The organism is Nitratidesulfovibrio liaohensis, from assembly GCF_011682075.1.
GTDB lineage: Bacteria > Desulfobacterota > Desulfovibrionia > Desulfovibrionales > Desulfovibrionaceae > Cupidesulfovibrio > Cupidesulfovibrio liaohensis.
This window is the reverse complement of sequence record NZ_VSMK01000449.1, coordinates 1-2111: the sequence shown is the minus strand read 5'-3', so window position 1 is coordinate 2111 and position 2111 is coordinate 1. Positions and strand designations below refer to the sequence as shown.

General features: G+C 66.8%; 2 protein-coding genes and 1 pseudogene. All 3 read right to left on the bottom strand.

The genetic code is table 11. The annotated features are described in order from the left end of the window. A partial coding sequence (locus FVW27_RS14045) for an N-acetylneuraminate synthase family protein (protein WP_167126204.1) occupies nt 1–941 on the bottom strand: 941 nt, incomplete at its 3' end. Between the two features lie 228 nt (nt 942–1169). Beyond that, nucleotides 1170–1865, bottom strand: a complete 696-nt coding sequence (locus tag FVW27_RS14040) for a cytidylyltransferase domain-containing protein (protein WP_167126200.1) — start codon at nt 1863–1865, stop codon at nt 1170–1172. Then, nucleotides 1862–2111 (bottom strand): annotated as a pseudogene (locus tag FVW27_RS14035) (cytidine 5'-phosphate N-acetylneuraminic acid synthetase); the annotation flags it as partial. The pseudogene FVW27_RS14035 and the gene FVW27_RS14040, both read right to left, overlap by 4 nt.

The window sequence follows — 2111 nt, the reverse complement described above, 5'->3', positions numbered from 1 at the left end:
TCGCGGGTGACCACGGCGCCTGCGGCGATGGGTCGCGCCGCCACCAGGCTGCGCCGGGCGTTGCGCCGGGCCGGGGCCTCGGATTCCAGCGCGGAGATGGTGAACGGACCCACCATGGGCAGGATGCGGTCGAGCGAGGCGTTGAAGTGCGCCAGATCGTCCTTGTCCATGGCGTGGTAGTGGTCGTTGCCGGGCAGGGTCTTGTCGTGGGTGAAGTGCTTTTCAAGGATGCGCGCGCCCAGCAGGGTGGCCACTTCCAGCACCTTCATGTCGCGGGGCAGGGTGTGGTCCGAGTAGCCGATGACGTGCTGCGGAAAGTGCTGGCGCAGCGCCGGAATCATGCCCAGCGCCGCGTTCACGTCGTCCGTGGGGTAGTTCAGCACGCAGTGCAGCAGGGCCAGCGGGTTGCCCTTGGCCTCTATCCATTCCACGGCTTCGGCGATCTCGTGCAGGTGTGCCGCACCCGTGGACAGGATGATGGGCTTGCCGAACCCGCACAGGAACTCGATGAACGGCTTGTTGGTGATGTCCGACGACGAGATCTTGTACACGTCCATCATGTCGTTCAGAAACTTCGCCGATTCCACGTCGAACGGCGTGGACATGAACTCGATGCCCGCGCTGTCGCAGTGCTTCTTCAGCGCCTCGAACTCGCCCTTCCAGAACTTGTCGTGCCGGGTGAACAACTCGAACTGGCTCTTGGTCGGCTCCTTGGTGGTGTCCCAGTAGGCCGGGGAATCCTTGGACGCCAGCGTGGACGCCTTGTACGTCTGGAACTTGATGGCGTGCGCGCCGCCCGCGCAGGCCTCGTCCACCAGACGCCGGGCAATGTCCATGCTGCCCTCGTGGTTCACGCCCGCCTCGGCAATGATGTACGGACGCTGGATGCCCGCGCTGCGTGCGCACACAGGCTTGGTGCTGAATATTTCGGTCAGGCGCATGGTCGTGCTCCTTGTGGTTGCAAAATGGGGGAAAGTCTTTGCGGTGGGAGAATAACCGGGGAGGGGACCCTTTGGAAAGGGTCGCCCTCCCCGTACCCCTCCCCCCCAAACTTTCCATTGGGGGTGGGGATACGGGGAAGGTTTGCGCAGTGAATACCCTATAAAAAGGGGTCAAGGGGGTGTGCCCCCTTGCGGGGTGCAGGGGCAGCGCCCCTGCATTCTTGTGGCTTACCCCTTGGGCGGAAAAAGGGCCACGATCTCTTCGGGGGTGATGTCCGGGTGGATATCCAGCAGGGCGAGGGCGCGGTAGTCTTCGGGGGTATCCATGTCCAGCTTCAGGTCCGGGCGGCGCAGGACGGGGTTGGCCGGGTCGAAGGTGCGGATGCGGTACTGGCCGGGGTTGTCCCATATGTACGACAGGCAGTGCTCGCGGTGGGCGGGCAGGGTGGCCCTGGCCGCTATGTCGGCCAGCAGCGCGTAGGACAGGGTTTCCGCGCCCAGGCCATCGGGATAGCTGTTGCCGCGCGGGATGTGGTTGTACGCGTAGTCGCAGGCCCCGGCGGCGTTTTCGCTGCGCCAGAAGCGGATCAGGTCGTCGATGGCCGGTCCCCAGATCAGCGGGTTGTCGGCGCAGATGCGCACCACCTGCTCCGCGCCGTGGGCGGCGCCGGCCAGGCGGAAGCGTTCCAGCACGTCGTCCTCCGGCCCGCGGAACACGGCCACGCCCTGCCGCGACAGGTGGTACTCCAGCACGTCGTTTTCGGGCCGGTCGGAAGTGGCCACGACCACCTCGTCGATGAGCCGCGCCTTGCGGGTGCGGCGCACCACCCAGTCGATGACGGGCAGGCCGTGCAGCGAGAGCATGGTCTTGCAGGGCAGGCGGGTGGAACCCAGGCGGGCCTGGATGAGGGCGACGGTTCTCATGCGGTGTCTCCGTGCGGGCCGCGCGGCATTTCCGGAGCCACGGGCGCCCCCGAAAGCGGGGCGTTAGTGGACGCAGTGGAGGCCCCGTTGGCGGTCACGGCCCCTTCCACGCTGGGGGATTGTTCGATGAGCGCGCTGCGCAGGTCGAAATCCGGGCCGAAGGGCAACTCGTCGATGTACGACGGCCTGCGCGGCGCGGTGCCGCCCTGCGCGGGGGCCAGCAGGGCGCCGATGCGCGCCACCACC